The 23,358-nt window shown below is 56.2% G+C and carries 18 protein-coding genes; 8 read left to right on the top strand and 10 right to left on the bottom strand.

The window, feature by feature from the left end; translation table 11 throughout:
• The first annotated feature begins 17 nt into the window (after positions 1–17).
• The 4 genes from AC07U5_RS14885 to AC07U5_RS14870 all read left to right on the top strand — a co-directional run bounded on the left by AC07U5_RS14885 (position 18) and on the right by AC07U5_RS14870 (position 5,570).
• On the top strand, positions 18–914 hold the full coding sequence (locus tag AC07U5_RS14885) for a choline sulfate utilization transcriptional regulator (protein WP_494723464.1): 897 nt from the start codon (positions 18–20) through the stop codon (positions 912–914).
• 540 nt (positions 915–1,454) lie between these two features.
• A complete protein-coding gene (locus AC07U5_RS14880; protein WP_494723463.1) occupies positions 1,455–3,167 on the top strand; it encodes a type I secretion system permease/ATPase in 1,713 nt (570 codons plus the stop codon).
• A 76-nt stretch (positions 3,168–3,243) separates the two neighbouring features.
• Positions 3,244–4,500 carry an HlyD family type I secretion periplasmic adaptor subunit gene (locus AC07U5_RS14875; protein WP_494724252.1) on the top strand — a complete coding sequence of 419 codons (1,257 nt, stop codon included), beginning with the start codon at positions 3,244–3,246 and terminating at the stop codon, positions 4,498–4,500.
• Between the two features lie 137 nt (positions 4,501–4,637).
• Complete coding sequence (locus AC07U5_RS14870; protein ID WP_494723462.1) at positions 4,638–5,570, top strand: rhizobiocin; 933 nt, start codon at positions 4,638–4,640, stop codon at positions 5,568–5,570.
• 381 nt (positions 5,571–5,951) lie between these two features.
• Here the strand turns inward: AC07U5_RS14870 and AC07U5_RS14865 are convergent, their stop codons facing one another.
• From AC07U5_RS14865 to AC07U5_RS14825, 9 genes are all read right to left on the bottom strand, one after another.
• Entirely contained in the window at positions 5,952–7,559 is a 1,608-nt protein-coding gene (locus AC07U5_RS14865; protein ID WP_494723461.1) for a DHA2 family efflux MFS transporter permease subunit, read from the bottom strand.
• Between the two features lie 27 nt (positions 7,560–7,586).
• Positions 7,587–8,741 carry an HlyD family secretion protein gene (locus tag AC07U5_RS14860; protein WP_494723460.1) on the bottom strand — a complete coding sequence of 385 codons (1,155 nt, stop codon included), beginning with the start codon at positions 8,739–8,741 and terminating at the stop codon, positions 7,587–7,589.
• A gap of 160 nt (positions 8,742–8,901) precedes the next feature.
• Entirely contained in the window at positions 8,902–9,789 is an 888-nt protein-coding gene (locus AC07U5_RS14855; protein ID WP_494723459.1) for an RDD family protein, read from the bottom strand.
• Entirely contained in the window at positions 9,786–10,832 is a 1,047-nt protein-coding gene (locus tag AC07U5_RS14850) for a stage II sporulation protein M (protein ID WP_494724251.1), read from the bottom strand. The genes AC07U5_RS14855 and AC07U5_RS14850 overlap by 4 nt, the downstream gene beginning before the upstream one ends.
• 29 nt (positions 10,833–10,861) lie before the next feature.
• Complete coding sequence (locus AC07U5_RS14845; protein ID WP_494723458.1) at positions 10,862–12,178, bottom strand: DUF58 domain-containing protein; 1,317 nt, start codon at positions 12,176–12,178, stop codon at positions 10,862–10,864.
• Positions 12,179–13,135 carry an AAA family ATPase gene (locus AC07U5_RS14840; RefSeq protein WP_062442177.1) on the bottom strand — a complete coding sequence of 319 codons (957 nt, stop codon included), beginning with the start codon at positions 13,133–13,135 and terminating at the stop codon, positions 12,179–12,181.
• A complete protein-coding gene (locus AC07U5_RS14835; protein ID WP_494724250.1) occupies positions 13,122–14,309 on the bottom strand; it encodes a hypothetical protein in 1,188 nt (395 codons plus the stop codon). The genes AC07U5_RS14840 and AC07U5_RS14835 overlap by 14 nt, the downstream gene beginning before the upstream one ends.
• A gap of 25 nt (positions 14,310–14,334) precedes the next feature.
• The gene (locus AC07U5_RS14830) at positions 14,335–15,036 is read right to left on the bottom strand and encodes a hypothetical protein (RefSeq protein WP_494723457.1); all 702 of its coding nucleotides are present in this window, start codon (positions 15,034–15,036) and stop codon (positions 14,335–14,337) included.
• A gap of 8 nt (positions 15,037–15,044) precedes the next feature.
• On the bottom strand, positions 15,045–15,491 hold the full coding sequence (locus AC07U5_RS14825; RefSeq protein ID WP_494723456.1) for a DUF805 domain-containing protein: 447 nt from the start codon (positions 15,489–15,491) through the stop codon (positions 15,045–15,047).
• 795 nt (positions 15,492–16,286) lie between these two features.
• Between AC07U5_RS14825 and AC07U5_RS14820 the strand changes: the two genes are divergently transcribed.
• Positions 16,287–18,440 (top strand): catalase, encoded by a 2,154-nt coding sequence (locus AC07U5_RS14820; protein ID WP_494723455.1) that lies wholly within the window; start codon positions 16,287–16,289, stop codon positions 18,438–18,440.
• A 95-nt stretch (positions 18,441–18,535) separates the two neighbouring features.
• Here the strand turns inward: AC07U5_RS14820 and AC07U5_RS14815 are convergent, their stop codons facing one another.
• Positions 18,536–19,603, bottom strand: coding sequence for a LacI family DNA-binding transcriptional regulator (locus AC07U5_RS14815; protein WP_494723454.1), 1,068 nt, complete (start codon positions 19,601–19,603; stop codon positions 18,536–18,538).
• Positions 19,604–19,832: 229 nt separating this feature from the next.
• On the opposite strand from AC07U5_RS14815, the gene AC07U5_RS14810 reads away from it, so the two are divergent.
• The 3 genes from AC07U5_RS14810 (at position 19,833) to AC07U5_RS14800 (ending at position 23,358) form a co-directional block, all read left to right on the top strand.
• Entirely contained in the window at positions 19,833–20,660 is an 828-nt protein-coding gene (locus tag AC07U5_RS14810) for an ABC transporter substrate-binding protein (protein ID WP_494723453.1), read from the top strand.
• A 163-nt stretch (positions 20,661–20,823) separates the two neighbouring features.
• Complete coding sequence (locus tag AC07U5_RS14805) at positions 20,824–22,332, top strand: amino acid ABC transporter permease/ATP-binding protein (RefSeq protein ID WP_494723452.1); 1,509 nt, start codon at positions 20,824–20,826, stop codon at positions 22,330–22,332.
• Between the two features lie 18 nt (positions 22,333–22,350).
• Positions 22,351–23,358, top strand: coding sequence for a Gfo/Idh/MocA family protein (locus AC07U5_RS14800; protein ID WP_494723451.1), 1,008 nt, complete (start codon positions 22,351–22,353; stop codon positions 23,356–23,358).

The following is a 23,358-nucleotide window of genomic DNA, read 5'->3' as shown; positions in this document are numbered from 1 at the left end:
TGGCATAAGGAATTTTAATGTCAGAGCGACCGCTCGATCTTGGCTGGATGCGCATTTTCACCGAGGTGGCTCGTCGCGGCAGCCTAACGGCAGCGGCTGCATCGCTCAGGCTGACCCAGCCGGCTGTCAGCTACCAGATCCGCAGGCTCGAGGATGAACTTGGTGTTGCCCTGATCCGCCGCAAACATCGTGGGATAGAACTCACGGCAGAAGGGCAGCGGCTCTTCGAGGTCGCATCGCGCAGTGTCGACGCCATCGACCTTGTGACGGGCCAACTGCGTAAAACGGACGAGCGTCAGACGATCCGCCTGCACACGGACTATGCGTTTTCGTCACTGTGGTTGATCCCGCGCATGCACGGCTTTCGTCTCCTCAATCCCGATATCAATATCCAGATCGTCGCAACACAGGATCCGCTGGGTCAGGGTAAGCACGACAGCGACGTAATGGTCATCTTCGGGACAAAGCAGGATGCAGGCGAAGGAGCGGTCCTGCTGCTTTCTGAAAAGGTCACTCCGGTGTGCGCGCCCGCCTTGCTGGCGGATAAATCCGCAACCGCGAGCATTGCGGATTTCTCCAGACGTAAGCTCATTCATCTCGAAAACAATTCCCAGACGCATTGGTACGATTGGGCCGACTACCTGACCCAATTCGGCGTGGAGCGAGCACCCGAACACAGCGGCGGCGACATCAGCTTCAACAACTACGCGATGGTCGTGCAGGCAAGCATCTGCGAACAGGGTTTCGCGCTCGGCTGGGCGGGATTGATTGATCCTCTGCTGGAGGCAGGTGTGCTGGTAACTGCGGGTCCGAGCCTCGATGCACCGAACCGCGGCTATTGGTTGATGCGACCCAAGAGCAAAGACGTGGCGGTGGGTAAGCTGACAGAGTGGCTTATTGGCGAGCGTCAATGAAGTCGAAAATAAATGCGTTTTTACGCCCAGCCCTTGAAGTCGCTTAGCAGCGTTCCTCGATGTCCGCATCTCGTTCTATCAAGTGACATTGTTGTCAGTCTACAAGCCGGCAAGATGTGGTTGGCGACGCGCACCGGTAAGGTAGTCCCTGCGACAGAAACGATTAGATAAACTTGCCATTGCTGGTGGCGCATTTGAATATGCGTTCGTCGTTAATTGCTAATATACACGTCCAGGTTTCATTGTGGTGCAATATAGGCTTGGCATTTAACGATGTATTAGAATTATTGTGGCGTAAGGCGCAATATTATTATACATAGAGCTGCAGGATAATCCGCGCCGGGCTCTTTGAGGCATTTAATCTGAGGCATTTGAAGATTTTTGAAAGTGTCTACGCGTTGTGCGTGTAGCTCTCTTCACAAAGACGGTCCGGTTAATTCTAAGAAATATTTGTGATCAGTGAAGAGAAAATGCATCACCGGAATGCCGGTATTTACCTTGATTGATGCGAGTTGTTGTTTTGTTTGAGGCGGTGTTCACATGTTCTCTGAGTTCAAATTCTCCGCTTCTAAGTCTCTGATAGCAGTTGGAGTTGCCAGCGGAGCGATCAATATCCTGAATTTGACGGGATCATTGTTCATGTTGGAAGTATACGACCGTGTGCTGCCGAGCAGAAGCATTCCTTCTCTTCTGGCGTTATGTGTGCTCACGCTCACCTTGTTTGCTTTTCAAGCCCTATTTGACATCGTTCGCGGACGGATAATGATCCGGACTGCGAATCTCATGGAGGAACAGCTCAGTTCCCGCGTATACGAGGCCGTGGTTCGAGCGCCGCTTGTAAAATCGTTGCGAGGCGATCCAACGCAGCCGATTACGGACCTCGACAACGTAAGGGCATTTCTTTCTGGGCAAGGACTGAGCGCGTTCTTCGATTTTCCCTGGCTTCCCGTTTACCTGTTCATCTGTTTTCTGCTCCATCCGCTGATTGGGCTGACGGTTTTAGTCGGTGCGATCATCCTGATTATTTTGGCAGGTCTGACTGAATGGTCGACAGCGCGGCTGAACCATAATGCTTCCAATCTGCGGGGGCGTCGCAACAATTTCGTTAGCAGTAGCTTGCGCAGTGCTGAAGCTGCAAAGGCAATGGGAATGGTCCATACGATGTCCGCGATGTGGCGTGAGCATCAGGGTGCACTACGGTTTGAAACGAGCCGTACTGCTGACATTATCGGCGGCTTTGCCGCTTCTTCCCGTACCATTCGGATGGTTCTTCAGTCGGGGGTTATGGCAGTCGGCGCTTATCTTGTCGTTATGGGCGAAACGACGGCCGGAAGCATCATTGCCGGATCGATTTTGTCGGCCAAAGCGCTCGCTCCCGTCGAACTCGGGATAACAAATTGGCGCAGCTTTGCTTCGGCACGGAATAGTTGGGCAAGGTTAGGTGCCTTTTTAACCAATGTGCCGATTCCGACAGTAGAGACGACCCTCCCGAAGCCCTGCCGCGAGTTGTCTCTCGAAAATATAACTGGCGGTCCGCCCGGCGGCCGAGTGACCGTTTCTGATGTCTCGTTCTCACTTGAAGCAGGAGATGCTTTAGGGATTGTTGGGCCAAGTGGGTCGGGAAAATCCACTCTTGCAAGAATGATCGTGGGGATTTGGCAATCGTTGCATGGCTCGGTTCGCTTTGATGGAGCCAGTATCGAACAATGGCGTCCGCAAGATATAGGGAAGAGTATTGGCTATCTGCCCCAGTCTATTGAGCTTTTCCCAGGAACCATCGGTCAGAATATTGCTCGATTCGATCCCAACGCCACCTCCACGTCGGTCGTCTCAGCTGCTCGTGATGCCGGCGTTCACGAATTGATTGTTACCTTGCCCCAAGGCTACGACACGCGAATAGGCGATGGAGGTGAAGCTCTCTCCATGGGGCAGACGCAGCGCGTTGCGCTTGCTCGCGCGCTTTATGGTGATCCCTTTGTTGTGCTTCTCGACGAACCGAATTCCAATCTAGACAGGGACGGAGATATCGCGTTGAGCGCCGCGATCGCCTCCGTTCGTGCTCGTAAAGGCATCGTGATCGTCATTGCCCACCGGCCAAGCGCATTGGAAAATGTAAATAAGGTCATGGTTATGGCTTTCGGTCGGCTCCAGCACTTTGGCCACCGAGATGAGTTTCTTCGCCCGAACGGATCCAACGTGCATCCCATAAGCGGTAGTCCCGCTTCTAAGGAAATTGCCAATGCTGCAGATTGAAGCACATGGCCGATCACCGGCAATACAGGACAACAACGCAGCGTCTTTGCAGCGTTCGCTTCGTAGGCACTTCCTTATGGTGGCGGCACTATCCCTTGCACTTGTTGTCGGAATCGGCGGATGGGCGACCACGACTGAATTAGCGAGTGCGGTCATTGCACCTGGACGTGTCGTCATTGAAGGTAACTCGAAGGATATCCAGCACTTGGCGGGAGGCATCGTCAGCGAGATTCTTGTTAAGGAAGGAGACGAGGTTTCGGCGGGCGATATCCTGCTCCGTCTTGATCCGACGCTCGCAAAGGCGAACCTGTCAATCGTAGAAAGCTCGCTGTCCCGCTTCTACGCGCGCAGAGCGCGACTGATCGCGGAAATCAAGGGAGAAGACGAGCTGACAGTTCCCGGGAGCCTGCTCGCATTTCTTGATCCGACCGCTCGCGATCTAGTCATCGCTAGCGAGACAGGCATCCTAGAAAGTGGCTTGACTGCTCGTGAAGGATCTCGTCGGCAGCTGGAGACGAGAAAGCAACAATTATTTGAGGAGGCCAAAGGGCTTGCATCTCAGATAGCTGCAGTACAGGAACAAGCCGAGCTGATCGACGAAGAGACGAACCAAAGCGCTGCTCTCTACGAGAAACGCCTCATCACTTTGCAACGCTACAACCTTTTAAAGCGGCAGAAGGCTGATCTTGGTGGGCAGCTGGGACAACTCGTGGCGCAGAAGGCTCAGATTGAGGGTAAAGCGAGCGAGACCGATCTCCAGATACTTCAGTTGGAACGAGATCACTCGACGAAAGCAGCAGAAGATTTGACCGCAACAGAAGCGAGCATCGTTGAGTATGAGGAGCGTAGAGCCGCAGCGCTCGACCAGCTCAAGCGCCTTGAAATTTCGTCGCCTGTCAAGGGGCGGGTACACCAGATCGGGATCAATAATGTGGGTGCGGTGGTCCAGCCCGGTGCCATCTTAATGCGGGTTGTACCGGATCGCCAGGACTTCGAAGTCGAGGTCCGCCTTAGTCCAAAAGATATCGATCAAATACACCTCGATCAGAATGCCGAGATTCGATTCACCGCTTTCAATCTCAGTACTACACCAGATATGCCCGGAAAAGTTGTTTTTGTTGGTCCAGACTTGCAGGTAGATCCTAGGACAAATGAGCCATATTATACAGTAAAGTTGCGAATTAATGAGGCTCACATCGCATCTCTCAATGGAAAAGGTCTTTATCCAGGTATGCCTGCGGAGGTTTTTATCAAGATAGCAGACCGTAACGTGGCTTCCTATTTCACCAAACCTCTATACGATAGATTCTATAAAGCGTTTCGTGAAGAATAATATTTCATCATTACTGCTGTCCGAATACACTTTTTGATTGCCATGAGCCTGCTTTTGTATAATAAATTAATGATTAGTAATTATAGCCGCGCGAATTAAATTCAATTCGTATCAATCGGCAAATGAGGAGAGAAGAAATGGCATTTTCAGTACAGTTTGGTAACGGCGGTGCAGCAACCGTGGCGGATTTGAAGGCGGCTGAGGAAACGGTGAATGGTCTTCTGACCGATGAAACCGCTGCGCAGACCACCGGTTTGGGGCAAAGTTATCCTATCTCAACGGTCAACGTGCAAGGCGGAGGCAAGGTGGGCGTAGCTTACGATAAGGATCTGAACGGCTTCAGCTTCGACGTTGCCGGAGCATGGAATTCCGTTAAAAACGTGCTTGCGGTATCGGACACCGCGCAGAACATTCAGGTCAAGGATTTCGTTCATGCCGACATTCTGTTCGGAGGAAACGGCAACTCAACTGTTGAAGTCCTTAATGTCAAACGAGGAAACATCGAAACGGGCGCGGGTAACGACAACGTTCATGTCTCGCTTCTGTCAAACACCGCAGAATGGGTTAACGAAGTCCGAATTAATACCGGTAATGGAAGCGACAAGATCGTTATCACCCAGGGCGAGAGCCTTAAGGCCATTGGTGGCGTTGTAAATTCCTCTGCCACTAACGGTGGGAACGGCGTTACAGACGGATCTAACGCCGCTGTGTTTATTAATGCTGGCGACGGGGACGATACGATCGACCTTAGCGCAGTCACGCTGAAGTCTTCCACGGTGATCGGTGGGAAGGGCGTCGATACCATGTACGCCAGCGGCGGAGCGGATACATTTGTGTTCAACCTCGGCGACATGGGAAAAAAATCGCATACAGCAGATGTAATTTACGGCTTTGACGCCGCTGCAGACAAGCTCCACCTGAAAGGTACTAGCGCCAGCGATTGGGGATTTGCCGCTGACGACGGCAGCACCGTAATCACCTACAATGGTTCTGGCGTGCACTCAGGTGAGAAGATCATACTTGACGATGTTTTGATTAGTTCTGCTCCGAGCACTTGGTTGTTTGCTTGATCTTGTCGAGATGACGTATTCGCAACGGCGAGAATCGTCCATCCAGCTGGAAAACCCGTCGATTTATTCGGCGGGTTTTCTCATTAAAACGACGTTTCGTACTGTCTTTTTATCTTTTTGGCTGAAGTATCGTACAAAATTTGGTTATCTTTATTCAACGATGCTTATGGAAGTTTGGCGTCGCGGCATTAGTGGCCATATTTTTGTTATTTCGCCGGCTATAGGTCACCTTGATTAGGCCGCTTCGGCGTACATAGCGGTCTCTGGTTTAGATGTCGGCAGCGGCACATGGAGCTCCATTGCACCATTCTACAAGCTGGAAGAGATTTGCCACCGCGTCGCCTTGTATGGCTTTAATGCTTAGGGGTTGCTTAGGAAAGCTCAATGCATCCCGCCACCGCCAGCCTTCGTATCGACGTTGCGCAGGATCAGTGCCAGCGGAACCGCGAGTATGGAAATGACCGCCAGGACAAAAAACACGTCGATATAGGCAAGGTAGCTCGCCTGAGCGCCGACCTGCTGGCCGATGAACGCCATGGCCTGGTTTTGTGCGTCCACCACAGAGGAGCCGCGCTCTGCGAAGAAGCCCTGCAGGTTCTGCATGGTTTGATGATAGGCCGGATCCGCGGGATTGACGTGTTCGACCAGTCTGCTCTGGTGCCACTGCTCGCGGTGAGCCAGTACGTTGGAGGCGATTGAGACGCCGATCGAGCCGCCGGTGTTGCGGGCTGCGTTGATCAGGGCGGAGGCCTGGTCGGTCTGGTCTGGTCGCAGACCGTCGTAGGAGGCGGCGGTTATCGGGATGAAGATCAGCGGCAGGCCGAGACCCAGAATGCAGCGGGACCAGACGAAGAAGCTGAAATCCGCATCGGGGCTGAGGCGCGTCAGGTCGTACATGGAGAGGGCAACCATCGTCGCGCCAACGGCGATCAGATATTTTGGCTGGATGCGAGACGTCAACTGGCCTGCCATGAACATCATAAACATGGTCACCAGACCGCCTGGGGATAGCGCCAGGCCCGCCCATGTGGCGGTATAGCCATAATTTTCCTGAAGCACCTGCGGCACGAACTGGGTGGTGGCGATGAGGATGGCGCCGATTGCCAGCATCACGATCATGCACGAGCCGAACTGCCGCGTTGCAATCAGTCGCACATCAAGCACCGGGTTCTTGGCAGTCAGTAGCCAAGGAATCGATGCCGCCAGAGCGGCAAAGCAGATCATCGCTGTGACGATGATAAAGGTCGAGTCGAACCAATCCTCGATCTGGCCGCGGTCGAGCATGAGTTCCAGCGATCCGAGGAACGTCGCGACCAGCAAGAAACCGATAATATCGAAACGGATGCCGCATTGGCGCATCTCTTCGCGCTTTTTCTTCTGGTCGTCGGAATCGTTGACCAGGAAATAGACGAGTAGGAAAGCAAAAATGCCGACAGGCCCGTTGATCAGGAAACACCAATGCCAGGAGAGATTGTCGGACAGCCAGCCGCCAAGTGTCGGGCCGACGACGGGTGCGACTACCACGGCGATGCCGAAAATCGCAAAGGCCTGACCGCGTTTTGCCGGAGGAAAAGCGTCGGTGAGGATCGATTGGGACACTGGCACCATGCCGCCGCCGGCAAAGCCTTGGATCATGCGAAAGACGAGAAGCGACGGCAGATCCCATGCCAGCCCGCACATGACGGAGGCGACCGTGAACATGGCAAGGCAAACGAGGTAGAACCGCTTGCGACCATAGCGCTGGGCAATGAAGCTGGAAGCGATCAGCGCGATGGCGTTGGAGACGAGATAGGTGGTGACGACCCAGGACGCCTCGTCGGAACTGACGGCCAACCCGCCGGAAATATAACGCAGAGCGACGTTGGCGATGGTGGTGTCGAGCACCTCCATGAACACGGCGAGCGCCACGACGACCGCCACCAACCAGGGATTGGTGCTTTGGCCACTCGCCATTGCGCCGGTTCCGCCTGTCGCTGTCGCGGTTGCCATATCCGGTCCTCGATCCTGATGTGTGGATTAGCCTCTGGGGCGAACGGTCACGGTGGGTTCGACCGACATGCCCGGACCGATGGAGACATCCTTCGGCCAATTATCAACCGTGATCTTCACCGGCACGCGCTGGGTGACCTTCACATAGTTGCCTGTGGCGTTCTCTGCTGGGAGCAGCGAGAAGGCGGTGCCGGAACCCGGCTGCACAGAGTCGACCTTGCCGTGCAGAAGGTGATCCGGATAGGCGTCGATCGTGAGTTCCACCGGCTGGCCGGGGCGCATGTCGGCCAGTTGCGTTTCCTTAAAATTGGCCGTGACCCAAATCTCATCCGGCACGAACATGGCGATGGCCTGGCCCGCCTGGACGAATTGTCCTTTCGCACCACTGATCTTTACCACGCGACCAGGCTGCGCGGCGGTTAGCGTCGTGTAGTCGAGGTTCTGGTCGGCGCTTTCCTCCTGGGCCTCTGCCTGCTTCAGGCTCGCCTCAGCGCTGGTGCGCTGTGCTTCTGCGGCGACCTTGTTCTTCATTGCCGAACTGATGTTGGCCTGGGCTTCCGCATATGCCGCCTGAGCCTGGCGCAGGTTTGATTCTGCCTGCTGGGATGTCTGCAGGCTGCCAGCGCCGCCCTGCTGCAATTGGCGCTGTCGGTTGGCATCGTCTTTCGCAAACTGCAGAGCGGCGCCCGATGAGGCCTCACGCGCCTTTGCTTCATCGATCGCAGCCGACGCGACATCGATCTGTGCCGTCGCATTGATAATCGATGCCTTGGCCGCTTCCACCTGGGCCTCGGCCTGGTCCACGGCGATCTGATAATCGCGCGGGGCTATTTTGGCGATCACGGCGCCAGCCGCGACGTGGGCGTTGTCAGTAACGGCGACATCTTCAAGATAACCGGAGACCTTCGTCGCGAGCGCGAAACTGCGCGCATCGACAAAGGCGTCATCCGTCGTCTCATAAGGATAGAAATAGACGAGCCAGACGAAGTAGGTAGCGATCCCGAGCCCAATCAGACCAACAATGATGAGCGCCGCCCAATAGGGATGTCGGCGTATCACCGATGGCTTCTTGTCTTCGTGCTTTGGTTGTTGACCGTCGGTTTTTGTCTGAAGCTCGCGATCCTGCGGATCGCCGTTTTGCTTCGCTTCGTTCTCGGAAACGGCGCGCTGAGCTTGAACCACGATATGCCTCTAAAAATAAGCTGAATATTCGACCTGAACGCAAGACGAACTTAAAAGTTCCGGGCAAAGTTGCACCGCAAAAGAATCCTGAGAGTGCCTCGTTTTTTTGACGCGACGTCCTCTCAGATTACGGTTGCGTGGTCAGAGACGCACTGAGATCTCACGGGCTGGTGGTGTCCTTGCCGGCGTTGTGAAACTTGTTCTCGCGGCGTTTGCCGAAGAGCCGCAACGTTTCAAGATGCTCGCGCTGCGCGATGTAGAAGGCATTTAAAAACTCCAGTTCCTTGCCTGGCGTCACAGCTTCGGGGTAACCGATCTTTTTGATGATCGCTTGGGCGATCTCAATGGCCTGCTTGTCGCGAAGACGCGTGTTTGGATCTCTGAGCAGGCCTTCCAGGGTCTGCAACTCATAGCTTCCGTATATATCCAGATGTTCCGGCCTGAACTCGAAGCCAGCCTGGGTCGCCTTGATGGTGGATGCGGCGGCTGCAAGATCGGGCAGGAGGACTGAGCGGGGATTTTCAATGACGAGGGTCCCCGCCATGAGATCGCCGAGCCGTTGCCGCCGATTGCTGGATAAAGTGACGGCCACGACGATGACGAGCCAGAAGAGGGTTGTCCATGTCAACCAGACGGGTGACTCTGAAAATAACAGGCCTAAAGGCGTGAATATCTCCACCTCCTTCATGAGATTTCGTGTGGCAATCTGATGCGGCGTCAGGCGGCGTCCTTCGACATTCACAACGCGGATACCGGCGATCCGTTTTCCCAGCGTGCGGCCATTCCAGATCAGTTCTGACAAAATGTAGTAGGGCGTCCGCAACAGGAATCCTAAAAGCGCAATCGCCGTTGCTCTGGCGCTCTCCTCCAATGCGCCACTCAGCGAAAGCACAATGATGCAGATGAGCGCGACGACGAAGGTCATCACGAAGTCGATGAACTGCGCGCCCAGCCGCGATGCGACAGACGCGATGTCAAGGTGAAGCGCAACGCCTTCCGGCGGCATCAGTTCTTCTACACGCTTGCCGTCGCGAAAGATCAGGCTCATCGCTCGGTCTCTTTCGATGGCGTCCTGTCGCGGCCCGACAAGGTCAGCCAAGCCACCCACAGAGCCCCCACACCCCACCCGATCGCGATCCGCCACAATGGGTCTTGAATGGTCTGGCGCAAGAAACCCTCCAGAAAAGCGGCAGCAATGAGCATGATGGCCGCAAGGAAGGCGAGCTTGACGGCATCGTGGGCCTGTTGCCGCAAGGCATCTCTGCGGCGCAACGCGCCGGGCAGGAGGACGGCGAGCCCGAGACGCGCGCCACCCGCGCAAGCAATCGCAATTGCCGCAAGTTCCGTGACGCCGTGGATGGAAAGCCAGGCGAACACGTCGTAGCCCAGCCCGTGTTGGGAGAACATGGCGAAAAATACGCCCAGTATCATGCCATTATAAAAGGTCAGTGCGAAGCTTGGAATGGCGGCGAAGATGCCAAGGGTGAAAATCAAAACGGCAATCGTCGTGTTGTGGGAAAAAAGGTAAGCCATAAAGGCCGCCAACTCGTCGGTGGCGTTCCCCTCATTTCCATAGATCGTAGATCGAAGCAGGTCTGCCGAGGCGGAGGGCGTGCGATCACCCGCCAGATCGGCCGGCACAAGCGCATAAAACCAGCTGTGATCGTCGAGATAGAGTTTGTACCCAACGGCGGCCCCGAGGATCATTGCGAAAAAGCCGATGAACAAGGGGAGGTAGGACCGTCGTACGGCCTGCGGGATACCACAGATCAACAGCCGGCTTATCAGGCCACTCACGCTTTCCTGCGGTGCATAGACCACGAGATAGGCGCGGGCGCACAGGCTCTCGAGATAGGATATCAGCGCCTTGTCCAGCGAGATGTCGCGCGCGACGCTGAGCGAATTCATCGCCTGCCTGTAGCCGGAGGTGAGCGAGCGCACCTCATCATAGTTGAGTGTGGCCACGCCGCGCTTTTCGACCCGTGTCACAAGCTGGTCGAGCACCCGCCATTGTGCCTCCCGCTCGGCTCGAAACCGCGCCGAGCGCAGCATGTCCAACGGTGCCGGTGTCTGTGTGGGCACGCTCGGCATTGCGACATTAAGGTCGACATTTGGCCCGGTCATAGCATCTCGCGAGATTTGATTTCGATGTAGCGGCCAATCAGATCGGATGTGAGCGCTTCAGGCGTGCTGTCGAGGCACATCACACCGAGACGGGAAAGCGTTTCCAGGACGGTTCGTCGCTCCTGCGAAATCTGGCGGGCGGCAACCGATCGTGCGACACTGTCCAGCGTCAAGATGTCGGGTTCGATCAGCGTCTTGATACTGGAGTCACTCAGCGCGATGTAGACGATGAAATGCTGCTTCGCCAAGGTGCGGATCGTTTCCACCATCAGTTCGGCCGTCGTACTGTCCACGAAGTCGGAAAAGATGATGATGAGCGAGCGCCGCCTCAATTGACCGGCGAGATAGGTAAGGCCGAGCGTATGGTTGGTTTCGTGCGCCTCGTAGCGCAATGTCGCACACGCTGATTGCACCCTGGTGAAAGCGGCGCGCCCTGGTGTGGCGGGCAGAAACAGGCGAGGCCGGCTGTCGAAATTGTAGAAGCCGACCAGATCACCCGCCTGTCCGGCTGCCCAACACGTTGCCAGTGCGGCATTGATGGCGCGGTCGAGCTTTGCGATACCGGCAATTTTTTCGGCCATCAGGCGCCCGGAATCGACGCATAGAATGATTTGCTGATTGCGCTCGGCCGTCAAGTCCCGCACGACAAGGCTGCGCATGCGCGCGGAGCGCTTCCAGTCGATACTGCGCGTATCCATGCCAACTGCAAATTCGCGCAACTGGTGAAACTCAGATCCTTGTCCACTCAGCCTCATGTCTTTGCTGCCAGCCTCAAGCGGCAGGATCTGTGTGTTGATCGCTCCCGACAGCACGGGCGAAATGTCGGGCGCGACGGTGATCTTGCGGGCGATGGGCGCGCGAACAACGACTTCAAGCAGCTTTAGCCGTGAAGTCCATTTCAGCCAGATCGTTTCGACCTTGAACACCCCGCGGCGCGTCAGGCGGATATCCATTGACGACGTGGTTGTCGCTTTTCGGTTGGCTCCGTGATCGAAAGTGGTGACGTCCTGGGCCACAAGCTCGGGCTCGAGATCAAGCCGGGCTTCCATCTTTAAGGGCAAGGCGCCGCGATGCGGCGAAAGCTCTACCGACAATTGCACATTGTGGCCGACGAAACCTCGGCTCGGCAGATCAAAGGCGATCTCGATCCGCTTCGACCAGACCGACAGCGCAATATCGAGCAAGACCGCTATTCCCACGATGCCCCAAAGACCCACGATCACGATATCGACACCGGGCCACCACACGGCTGTCAGCACCGTCAGCGCGGTCATGATCAGAACGAGAGCAATGAGGGAGGAAGAGGGGCGCATCTATCGCGGTGCATCCATACGGTTCAGGATGGTACGAAGCACGTCTTCGGTCGTCCGGCCATCGATTTCCGCTGCGGGAGAGAGGATGATGCGATGGCGCAAGGCTGGCACTATCAGTGCCTGAACGTCGTCCGGTAGGCCGTATTGACGTCCCCCGAAAGCTGCCCGAACGCGCACCGCTGCCGATAGCGCGTCGGCTGCGCGTGTCGAGGCGCCTTGAAGGATCTCCGGATCGGAGCGCGTCGCCCGGACGAGATCGACGATATAGGTGAGGATGCTGTCATCGAGATGAATGCTGTCGATCAGCGCCCGACCCTCGGCAAGAATGGAGCTGGTGACGAGCGGCCGAATGCCCACTTCGTTCAGTTTCGTCTGGATCGGTTGACCCGCATGACGTTTCAGGATGGCGATTTCTGTCTCACGATTGGGAAAATCGATGACGAGTTTGAAGAGAAAGCGATCAAGCTGCGCTTCCGGCAGGGGGTAGGTGCCATGCTGCTCGATGGGGTTCTGCGTGGCGAGCACGAAGAAGTCCAGGCCGAGTGGGTAATCGGTGCCGTCGATCGTCACCATGCGCTCATTCATGGCCTGCAAAAGGGCGGATTGGGTCTTTGGAGGCGCTCGGTTGATTTCATCGGCAAGCAGGATGTTGGTGAAGACTGGCCCTTTGGTCAGATGAAATTGACTGGTCTGGAAGTTAAAGAGATTCACGCCCAGAACATCGCTCGGCATCAGGTCCGGCGTGAATTGAATGCGCCGGTACTGCAGGTCCATGACGGCCGAGACCGAACGCGCGAGCAAGGTCTTGGCGGTGCCGGGTGGTCCTTCGAGAAGGCAGTGGCCGCGCGCAAAGATCGAGATCAGGATCATATCGATAAGGGCGTCCTGCCCCTGCACGGTCTTGGCTATCTCGCCGCGGATCGCGACAACCAGATTGCGAAACTCATCTAGATTCAAGCTTGATGCTCCCTAGTTGTTTTTTAAATGTTTCAAGATGCCGATGCAGATCGGGCTGGGTCATGGCTTTGCCGCGGTTCATAAGTTCTTTCGATATCGCTTCGAAAGCCTCGGCACTGGAACGGTCGCGCAAGGCAAGATGGCGAAACATTCGTTCGATACCGGCGTCGTTGGCTGCATGTGGTCCAAACAAGAGGCCGGCTTTGTCGGCAAGCAGGTTATGAACAAATTGCGCGGTCATACGTCCGTCATTGCCGGACAGGCGCAAAAGCCGGGCGGTCGCTTCGGTGGCCGCAGCTTTTGACAGATCGGATGTCGCCTCGGTCGTCAGCGGTTTGCCGAAACGGACCGCGCCGCGCCAGAAACAGACCGCAGCCACGAGAATGATGGCACCCCAGATGAACCATAAGTGATATGCGAGAAAACGATCTGGATCAGCGGGGTTGGACGCAACTGCGTCAGTTGTCGCAAGATAGACGGGGCGCCTGCCGAAAAGGCCGCGCAACTCGTCGATCATGGAGATGGCAAAATCGGCATTTTCGCCGAGCGCCAGCCCATGATTATTGAGGAGATCGGGATCAGAAAGGACATAGAACTCAAAGTCGAAAGTACATTTTAGCAGCAGCGGGCCCGCTTGAAGCCCAGCCATTTCCTCGCAGTTCGAGGGGGTTTGGTCGCGGGAAAAGACCTGTGCTTGATAGATCCTAATCGTCTCGACACGGTGTCTTAGAATGGATTGTTGCGCCTGCCTGAAACGCGGTCCCGTCCTTTTGATGTGAAGATTGGGGATACCGATCCGGGCGAGGGCGTCGTCGACGTCGGATGACGGTATCAGAGCGTCTTCACGGGCAACGCCCTGCTCAAGACGATCGGCTCGCCATTTTGGTAATACGATCAGGGTTGGGGTGATGCTGGGTTTGTCGCCGAAGACCGCTGAATGCGTACGTCTGTCGCCATCGCCTATTATCCGACCGGCTCTAGACCAAGGCAGCGGCACGATGCGGAGCGAGGCGCGCGAGACTGGCGAATTGGTCGACGGGTCGGTGCGCGCAACCTGGATGCCCGAGGACCGCAGCCAGACTTCCAGTCCCCTATAGCCGGTGGGGGAGCGATCAAAATCTGCGTTCTCCTGAGCCATTCCTGCGCCGGCATGCGCCAGTGTGCTGAACAGCACGACCAAAAGGAGGATCAAGCGGGACCTAAACACGAGCCGAATCTCCACTGAAAAGCAGAGGCTGTGCTACCTGCAACAGTTCCGAAAAATCGCTTTCCGCAGGGACCTTCCCTCCATAATGGGCGAGTTCAGTCTGTAAAAGCAGACGTCGCAACTCATCCCGATGCTCCATCTTCTTGGGCAGTCTAACAAACACCGTCCGTTCGGTATCCGAACGTAAGACATGCGTTCCCGTCCGCTTGGCCGATTGAAGCAGGCATTGTCTCAGCAATTGCACAAGCGCCTCCCTTCGATCCGGCATGGCGGCGATGTGTGCCAGGAAATCGCGCGGCTTTTCGTTGGCGTCACGTGTGGTGCTTCGCCAGTTTTCCGGTTTCTCGCTTCGGTTCGGCTGCGTCGCCATCGGTGCGCGCGACAACAAGACACCGCCATTGCCGAAAAACATCCACAGGACGATGATGGCAACGAGGACGATCAGGACGATAAGCACACCCAGAAAGCCGCCGAGGGCGGGCGGGCTCGACACCGCCGGTGGCACCTCGGAAGGCCTAGGGGCCTCCGGCTTCGCCTGGGTCGGCCCCTCGGGATAGGTCAGCGTACAGCGCACTCCATTTTGTAGGCACTGTGCCTTGTAATTTTCGGCGCTCCCCAACGGCTCTTGAGCCACCGCTCCCACCGGAGCGGTGGCAACCGACCATAAGACAGCCAGCCACAACAATGGCTTCAACTGGCGTTTCAGGCGAACACCTCTGCGGAGGACTGCGGGTTCAAAGTGTCTAGGCCAAACTTGTTGGGACCTTTTGTTCCGGGAAGGAGAACGAGTATAAGTATTGCAAGACCTATAATAGGGCTGATGGGGGGGATCATGCTCGCAACTATTAAGCCCAGATACCACCAGCCGGAAAGATTCCTGTCATGGAACCGGCGAACAGTAAGGGATATCTGCGGCAGAAACATTCCGAGGAACAGTAGCCCCGATACTATCATCATTACGATGACGGAGGATGGAATACCTTCTTCTTGATTGTGGCCCAGTGAAAGCAATCCCATGATCACCAAGCAGAAGAACCCCACGAGATAGTAGAAAAGCTGAAACCACCAAAATTCAGATCGGCTGGCTCTGCCAGAGAAGGTGGCATATTTCTCTTTAAGAACCGTCCGAACCGCTTCTTTAAAACCCATTTTACACCCCGTTCTGCCCCATGCTGATTATCTGTGATCTTTCAAGAGTTCAGTTTTTGACGCTCCTGTACCATGCCGAAGCCTCTAACTCAGTTTGCGCTTGTCCCCATCGAGTGCCGCAGAGCACATGTAGGCCGCAAGCTTGATCTACTTCTTCAAACCTTGCGAAGAACGAAACCGACCTCTACTCCGATCTTACGCAGCTGCACGTCAAGACACGTTCAGATTGTATTGAAGGCACTTCGATCATTCCAAATTATGTTTTACTGCCAAGAGGGTTTGCCTGCCCGGCGTATCTTCAATCATTAGTGCAAAATCGTGATACTTCAACAGGAAGATGCTTTATTTTCCAACGAAAACACAGTATTAGCTGCGCGAAATATAAGTGTAATATTTAGAGATTTCTGCGCAATAGCGGTCATATCTGAAGACTAAAATCATCAAAGATCATCAATTTCGGGTTGATATCAATAAAGGTCGGTATCGAGGAATTGAATTGTTTGCCTGAATTACCACGCGCCAACTTTTGTTGAATTATTTATATTTGTTTCCCAAAGTTTTGAGACGGATTTGCATGGTTCGCTGAGCCTTCATCCATCGTAACCTCTGCACCACCTGCCGCGACCTTCCATTGGTTCGAAAGGGTACGAAAGCGCCTAATAGCGAATATCATGGTTGATGAGGTGGAACCGACTTTCGCTGGGTCCATTGTAGCTTTGAGCTTGGCTTCGCCAACGCCTCTGCAGCGCGCACGCGTGCAGTTCTTCCATTCATCAAACCACAAAGGATTTGGCTATGACCGAGCGTAAGCAAGGGAACCATTCGCCGAGCACTGACAATTCTCTTCATGAGCTTACGCCCGGCTCCGGCCAGGCAAGCTTTGAAGAGCAGCGTGGCAAAGGCGACGAACTGCAGCAGACGATTGGTGCGGACGGTGGGGAAGGCGCAGCCTATCTGACCGACAATTTCGGCCACCGTATTTCGGACAATCAGAATAGCCTCAAGGCGGGGAGTCGAGGTCCCACCCTGCTGGAGGATTTTGTCCTTCGCGAAAAGATCTTTCATTTCGACCACGAGCGGATCCCCGAGCGGATCGTGCATGCCAGAGGGTCGGGCGCGCATGGCGTGTTCGAATGCACCAAGGCCATACCACACCTGACCAAGGCGTCTATCTTCCAGGAGGAAGGGAAGAGCTGTCCTGTTTTCGTGCGTTTTTCGACGGTCGCCGGTGGTGCCGGCTCTGTAGACACGCCACGTGATGTCAGAGGCTTCGCGGTGAAGCTCTACACCGAAAGCGGCAATTGGGATCTGGTGGGCAACAACATCCCGGTCTTCTTTATCCAGGACGCCATCAAGTTTCCGGATCTTATCCACAGTGTCAAAATGGAAGCGGACCGGGGTTACCCTCAAGCGGCTTCGGCTCATGATACGTTCTGGGATTTCGTCAGCCTGATGCCGGAATCGATGCACATGATCATGTGGGCAATGTCGGATCGCACGATCCCGCGGTCCTTCCGCCACATCGAGGGCTTCGGCGTCCACACCTTCCGTCTGGTGAACGCTGAGGGCGAGAGCAAGTTTGTCAAGTTCCACTGGAAGCCCAATCTTGGCCTGGCGTCTACCACCTGGGACGAAGCCGTAAAGATTGCCGGTGCCGACCCGGATTTCCAACGCCGCGATCTTTTCGAATCCATCGACCAGGGCGATTTCCCTTCGTGGGATCTAGGGATCCAGGTGTTTGATGAAGAATGGGCTCAGAAGCAGCCCTATGACGTGCTGGACGCCACCAAACTTATTCCGGAAGAGGACATTCCTGTCGAGATCATCGGTCGGATGACGCTCAACAGAAACGTCGACAACTTCTTTGCTGAGACCGAGCAGGTCGCGTTTCTGCCAAGCAATATCATTCCAGGTATCGACTTCAGCAACGATCCACTGCTTCAGGGCCGACTGTTCTCATATCTCGACACCCAGAAGTCCCGGCTCGGCACGACGAACTTCCATCAAATCCCTGTCAACGCGCCGAAGTGCCCTTTCCATAACTTCCAGCGCGACGGCATGATGCAGACGCTGGTTCCCAAGGGAAGGGCAAACTACGAGCCGAACAGCCTGAGCCAGGCAGGCGAAGACAGCGGACCACGCGCGTCTGTCGCGACCGGCTTCTCGACATTCGAGACCAACGACGAGCGAAACAATCCGGCCCAGAAGCTTCGCCAGCGTGACGAACTTTTTGCCGATCACTACAGCCAGGCTCGCATGTTCTTCCGTTCGCAGACGGAGAGCGAAAGAACGCATATCGTCTCCGCGATCGTGTTCGAACTCTCGAAAGTGCAGCTCGCGCATGTTCGGCAAAACGTCGTATCGAACCTGCGTAACATCGAGGAAGACTTGGCGCGTCGGGTCGCGGATGGTCTGGGCATCGATCTTCCCGCAAAGTCCTCGCCGAAAAAAGAGCCGATCGACATGCCGGTCTCAGACGCCTTGTCGATCCAGAAGAACGCTCTGGAAGCCCTGGAAGGCCGAAAGATTGGGGTGCTGATCGATGATGGCTCCAACAAGAGCGCGGTCGATAAACTCCTGAAAGAGATCAAGCAGCAAGGTGGAACTCCCTTTGTTGTTGCCAGGAAAGTCGGCGGCGTCAAACTCAATGGCGGTACGATGCCCGCAGACGGTCAGCTTGCAGGATCGCCTTCCTTCCTGTTCGACGCGGTCGTTTCCATCCTCGCTCCGGAGGCTGCGCAGAAGCTGACGAAAGAGGCTGCGGCGATCCAGTGGTTCATGGATGCCTATGGTCACTGCAAGACGATCGGCTACTGTCCTGCCACCAAGGCACTGCTCGACAAAGCAAATGTCGAAATGGATGAAGGTGTCGTCCCAGTCGATGATTTTCTGAAGGTCGGCGCCAAGCGCCACTGGGATCGTGAACCGCTGGTGCGCGATCTTCCCTGACAGATGCATAAGAGGGGTGGCGTTGCTTTACGCCACCCCTCTAACGCTTTTTCGCTCTTTTATCTTTCGGGCAACTCGTCCAACAGACCAAAAACTTAAAGTGCCGCTCGCACAGAGGCGCGTTCAACGATCTCGGTTTTCAGGACAACCTTACGCGCGGTTTCCGTTGCGCCATTCAAGCGCTTGACGAGAAGTTCAGCCGCTGTCGCGCCGAGATCGTAAACAGGCTGGCGCACCACCGTCACTGGCGGCGACGTCACCGATGTCCAGTCCGCGTCGTGGAAGGAAACAAGGGACACGTCGTCCGGGATTGTAAGACCCAACTGGCGGTGGACTTTGAACGCTTCGAGCGCGATCATGCTGTCCGAGGCAATAATGGCCGTTGGGCGTTGCGGCGATTGAAGCATGTCGGTGACGATCCGCCGGGTCTGGTCGGGTGTCACGGCACCGACGCGCACCCATTTCCCCATATCGCTCAGGCCAGCCTCTTCGCAGACACGGAGATATCCTTCTATGCGCCGCCGCACGGAAGCGGTGCTGATATCCTGAAGCGTGCGGAAGGTATGGTCCGGTGTGTCGCAGGCGGTAACATAGGCAATGCGGCGGTGGCCGAGTGAAACCAGTTGCCGCGTAATGCTCTCCGCAGCATGCCGATCATCAGCAATCACGGTGTCAACAGCAAGAGTATCGCTGCCACGGTCGAGCAGCACCAGCGGCAACCCCGAACGCACAGCCTCGTGCAAATGATCGACGTCATCATCCCTGGCTGGCGAAACGATGAGACCGTCCACCCGCTTGGAGAGCAAGGTGCGAATGGCTGCCTTCTCCGCATCGATGTCCTCACCGGAATTGCTGAGAATGACCGTAAAGCCAGCCTGTCGTGCGACGTCGGTGATACCGCGAACGGCAAGGCTGAAAAACGGGTTTTCGATATCGCCGACCACGACACCAATCGAACCCGAGCGGCCGGTGGTCATGCTGCGGGCAAGCTCGTTCGTTCGATAACCAAGGGCGCGGGCTGCCGCCGTGACGACCTCACGCACGCGGTCGCTGACGGTTCCGTATCCGCCTAGAACACGCGCGGCCGTTGCCTTCGAGACGCCGGCTTTGCGCGCGACGTCGGCCACAGTGACGGAAGAGTTCTTGGGCGGGCTTTTGTCCATAAATGACAGCCTTACAAGAGAACTTGACGACTGGCAAATGCGAAGCTAACAATTGCTAAATATGAAAGAGACCGGTCTCTTTTTAAATGAGACCGGTATCAATCCAATAAGAAGACTTTCAGCATTCGAAACTGCATGGGCCGGGATTGGTGGCTTCGCGCCGTCTTCCGGATGGGACCCGTGCGCCTTGACGACATCGCAAACAACAACTCCAGAGGACATGACGCCAATGCGACTGACTGAAGCTTTTACATCTCCACTGACCAAGATGCGTGCCGCGGCCGTCGCGCTCACCTTCGGTTTGATCGCCGCCGCCGCGCCAGCGCTTGCCGATAATCCGCTAGGCCTTATCGACCAGAATACCATCAGCGTCGGGACCATGGGCGACGCCAAGCCCTACGCTTTCACTACGGCAGACGGCAATTTCACTGGTTTCGACATCGAGCTCTTTCTCAATATTGCCGAGCGCATGGGCTTCAAAAAGGACCAGGTGATCTTTACGGGTCAGGAATTCTCGGCATTGATGCCGTCAGTGGCGAACGGCCGCTTCGACGTCGCTGCAGCCGCGATCGGTACAACGGCCAAGCGCAAGGAGACCGTTGATTTCTCTGACGGTTATCTTGCCGGCTTCCTCAGCGTCCTGACCTCCGAGGATATCAAGGATGCTGCGGGTCTCAAGGGCAAGCGCCTCGGCGTCGTCCAGGGCACGCTTCAGGAAATCTATGCCGAGAAGAACTTCGCCGGCACCGATCTCGTGAAATTTCCGGACAACAATTCTGCCGTTTCGGCCCTGAATAACGGCACGGTCGATGCCCACTTCCTCGATTTCGAGGCGGCAAAGGACTATTCCACCCGCTATCCGGCACTGAAGATCGCCGTCAACATTCCAAGCTTCGATGCGCCTGCCGGCTTTGTCATCCGCAAGGGTAACGACGCCCTGCGCGAGGCGATCAACAAGGCGCTGAAAGAGGCGATGCAGGACGGAACCTGGAAGAAGCTCCACGAAAAGTGGTTCCCGGGAACGCCCATGCCTGCGACATATCTTCCCAAGCAGTAATGCCACCTTCCGGTTCGGCCTTTATCGGTCGAACCGGCCTTTCTTTCTAAAGTGTGTGGCGATCATTTGAATTCGCTCCTTCCGCTTTAGGTTCTTCTTCTGTCGCATGTCGTTACCGCAAAACCGGTGGCCACTTTTGGGCGACATGCTCTAGGGATTTCTGATGAACTGGCTTGAAAACCTGCGCCGCAGCTTCCTTGACTGGAACGCCATGGCCGAAGTGCTGCCAACCATGATCACGGTTGGTTTGAAAAATACGCTGATACTTGCTGCGACCTCTACGGTGCTTGGGGTGGTCATTGGCATGGTGCTCGCCATCATGGGCATTTCCCGCTCGCCTTGGCTGCGCATTCCCGCCCGGCTCTACACAGACATCTTTCGTGGCCTTCCGGCGATCGTTACCATCCTGTTGATCGGGCAGGGCTTTGCCCGCATCGGCCGCGAACTTTTCGGTCCATCCCCTTATCCGCTCGGCATTCTGGCGCTCAGCCTGATCGCCGGCGCCTATATCGGCGAGATTTTCCGCTCCGGTATTCAGAGCGTCGATCGTGGCCAGATGGAAGCGTGCCGCGCCCTTTCGATGAGCTATGGTCAGGGCATGCGCATCATCGTCGTGCCGCAGGGTGTTCGCCGCGTGCTGCCGGCACTCGTCAATCAGTTCATCGGTAACGTCAAGGATTCGAGCCTCGTCTACTTCCTCGGCCTTCTGGCCTCCGAGCGCGAGATCTTTCGCGTCGGACAGGACCAGGCGGTGGTGACTGGTAATCTTTCTCCATTGCTGATGGCCGGTGTGTTCTACCTGATCGTGACCGTACCGCTTACCCACGTCGTCAATATGATCGATAATCGGCTGCGGCTTGGCAAGCAGCGTCCTTCGACCATCACCAGTGGCCTTGAGGAAGTGAGTGAGCTCGATGGTGCGTCCCGCGCCACCGGCACCGTCTTCAAGGGCGGCGGCCTGGATGTGCGCAATCTTGGGATGGCGTATGGCGATCTCGATGTGCTGAAGGGCGTCGATCTTTCGGTAAAGCCGGGCAGCGTCACCTGCATCATCGGTCCCTCCGGCTCAGGGAAATCCACCCTGTTGCGTGGGATCAACCGGCTCGTCGAGCCGAAGAGCGGCGATATTCTCTTCGACGGAGAAAGCATTCTGGGCATGAAGCCGGAGAGGCTGCGCCGTCGGGTCGGCATGGTTTTCCAGCACTTCAATCTTTTTCCCGATCACACGGCGCTCGAAAACGTCATGTTGTCTCTGACGAAGATCAAGGGTCTGCCCGCCGCCGAGGCCGAGCGTATCGCCAAGGCGAAGCTCGCCGAGGTCGGCCTTGCGAGCCGCCAGCATCACCGCCCGGGCGGTCTGTCCGGTGGGCAGCAGCAGCGCGTCGCCATTGCTCGTGCGCTGGCCATGGAACCTGAAGTCATCCTTTTTGATGAGGTGACGAGTGCGCTTGATCCGGAACTGGTCAAGGGCGTGCTCAATCTCATGGCAGATCTCGGAATGCGTGGCATGACCATGGTCGTCGTGACGCACGAGATGGGGTTTGCCCGCCGCGTCGCTGATCAGGTTGTCTTCATGGATGAGGGACGCGTGGTAGAGGCAGGCCCGCCGGAGGCGATATTCGACAACCCGCAGAGCCCGCGCCTTCAGCGCTTCCTCGCGGAAGTGCTCTGAGTATCAGGAGAAAATAAGATGACACGAACACTCAAATGGGGCGTGCTGGGCTGCGCAGGGATCGCTGCCAAGGCCGTTATTCCCGCCATCCAGTCCAGCCGTTTAGGGCGCGTTGCAGCGATTGCCTCGCGGGATGCCGAAAAGGCAAGCGCAATGGCGACGCGCTTCGGCATCGAAAAATCCTATGGCAGCTATGAGGATCTGCTTTCCGATCCGTACATTGACGCCATTTACAACCCTTTGCCCAATCATCTCCACGTTCCCATGACCATCAAGGCGTTGGAGCATGGCAAGCCGGTGCTGTGCGAGAAGCCGATCGCGCTCAATGCAGCGCAGGCGAGCGAACTGGCGGAGGCGCAAAAGGCCGCCAACCTACCGGTCGCAGAAGCCTTCATGGTTCGTCACCATCCCCAATGGAAGAAGGCGAGGGCGATGGTTGCGGAAGGACGCCTTGGCGATGTCAGGGCCATCCAGACGATCTTTGCCTATTATCTCGACGATCCGAAGAATGTCCGCAACCAAGCCGATATTGGCGGCGGTGGCCTGTTCGACGTCGGTTGTTACGCCATCAACACGGCGCGCTTCCTGTTTGACGCCGAGCCGCTACGGGCTATTGCGCTGATGGAGAAGGATCCCGTTTTCGGCACGGATCGGTTGACCAGCGGATTACTGACATTTCCGGAAGGAAGGCAGCTTACCTTCACTTGCTCCACGCAATTGTCGCTTACGCAGAAGGTGACGGTCCTTGGAACGCGCGGTCGTCTGGAAATCCCCATCCCCTTCAATGCACCGGCCGATCAACAAACCGTGCTGATCTTCGACGACGGGCGGGACCTCGCAGGCGGCGGTCGCCAGGAGATCGTGATTGAGCCTGTCGATCAGTACCGCGAACAGGTCGATGCCTTTGCCGAAGCGGTGCTCTCCGGCACGCCACTCGAGACGGGACTCGACGACGCGATCGCAAACATGAAGGCGATCGACGCGCTCTTCCGATCCGCGACCAGCGGTCGTTGGGAAGACGCCTGA

Source organism: Agrobacterium sp. GW821-FHT02D03 (assembly GCF_059421725.1).
Note: the sequence above shows the minus strand (reverse complement) of the source record. Positions and strands in the feature narration are given on the sequence as shown.

What these genes read in the sequence shown, in the direction of transcription:
- AC07U5_RS14885 (WP_494723464.1), top strand. Translation starts at nt 18, where the DNA reads ATGTCAGAGCGACCGCTCGATCTTGGCTGGATGCGCATTTTCACCGAG.
- AC07U5_RS14880 (WP_494723463.1), top strand. Translation starts at nt 1,455, where the DNA reads ATGTTCTCTGAGTTCAAATTCTCCGCTTCTAAGTCTCTGATAGCAGTT.
- AC07U5_RS14875 (WP_494724252.1), top strand. Translation starts at nt 3,244, where the DNA reads ATGGTGGCGGCACTATCCCTTGCACTTGTTGTCGGAATCGGCGGATGG.
- AC07U5_RS14870 (WP_494723462.1), top strand. Translation starts at nt 4,638, where the DNA reads ATGGCATTTTCAGTACAGTTTGGTAACGGCGGTGCAGCAACCGTGGCG.
- AC07U5_RS14865 (WP_494723461.1), bottom strand. Translation starts at nt 7,559, where the DNA reads ATGGCAACCGCGACAGCGACAGGCGGAACCGGCGCAATGGCGAGTGGC.
- AC07U5_RS14855 (WP_494723459.1), bottom strand. Translation starts at nt 9,789, where the DNA reads ATGAGCCTGATCTTTCGCGACGGCAAGCGTGTAGAAGAACTGATGCCG.
- AC07U5_RS14850 (WP_494724251.1), bottom strand. Translation starts at nt 10,832, where the DNA reads ATGCCGAGCGTGCCCACACAGACACCGGCACCGTTGGACATGCTGCGC.
- AC07U5_RS14845 (WP_494723458.1), bottom strand. Translation starts at nt 12,178, where the DNA reads ATGCGCCCCTCTTCCTCCCTCATTGCTCTCGTTCTGATCATGACCGCG.
- AC07U5_RS14825 (WP_494723456.1), bottom strand. Translation starts at nt 15,491, where the DNA reads ATGGGTTTTAAAGAAGCGGTTCGGACGGTTCTTAAAGAGAAATATGCC.
- AC07U5_RS14820 (WP_494723455.1), top strand. Translation starts at nt 16,287, where the DNA reads ATGACCGAGCGTAAGCAAGGGAACCATTCGCCGAGCACTGACAATTCT.
- AC07U5_RS14815 (WP_494723454.1), bottom strand. Translation starts at nt 19,603, where the DNA reads ATGGACAAAAGCCCGCCCAAGAACTCTTCCGTCACTGTGGCCGACGTC.
- AC07U5_RS14810 (WP_494723453.1), top strand. Translation starts at nt 19,833, where the DNA reads ATGCGACTGACTGAAGCTTTTACATCTCCACTGACCAAGATGCGTGCC.
- AC07U5_RS14805 (WP_494723452.1), top strand. Translation starts at nt 20,824, where the DNA reads ATGAACTGGCTTGAAAACCTGCGCCGCAGCTTCCTTGACTGGAACGCC.
- AC07U5_RS14800 (WP_494723451.1), top strand. Translation starts at nt 22,351, where the DNA reads ATGACACGAACACTCAAATGGGGCGTGCTGGGCTGCGCAGGGATCGCT.